Origin of the sequence: Bacillus pseudomycoides DSM 12442, assembly GCF_000161455.1 — a bacterium.
Lineage (GTDB): Bacteria > Bacillota > Bacilli > Bacillales > Bacillaceae_G > Bacillus_A > Bacillus_A pseudomycoides.
This window is the reverse complement of record NZ_CM000745.1, coordinates 5,557,715-5,557,984: the sequence shown is the minus strand read 5'-3', so window position 1 is coordinate 5,557,984 and position 270 is coordinate 5,557,715. Positions and strand designations below refer to the sequence as shown.

Genomic DNA, 270 nt, shown 5'->3' with positions numbered 1-270 from the left:
AAAATGACTTTAGTGAACAAAATATGGTAAGTGTACCTAACCCCTACGTATATCAGACATTACAATCAGTAATTGGTAAACTTGTGGTTATTGAAACTGTAAGAGGTAATGTAAGAGGCAAGTTAAAGGATGTGAAACCAGATCATTTGCTCATTGAAGATACGGTACCGTATATTGTACGTATTCAACAAATTGTATGGATTATGCCAAAACAATGATCAAATTACATCTAATTTGATTTATAACAGATTGGCGTCATAGACGATCAAA

General features: G+C 32.6%; 1 protein-coding gene. It reads left to right on the top strand.

Annotation, left to right across the window (positions count from 1 at the left end; all coding sequences use genetic code 11):
* Positions 1–218 (top strand): YuzF family protein (locus tag BPMYX0001_RS28075; protein ID WP_244268568.1); only part of this gene is annotated, 218 nt, incomplete at its 5' end.
* Positions 219–270 lie beyond the last annotated feature (52 nt).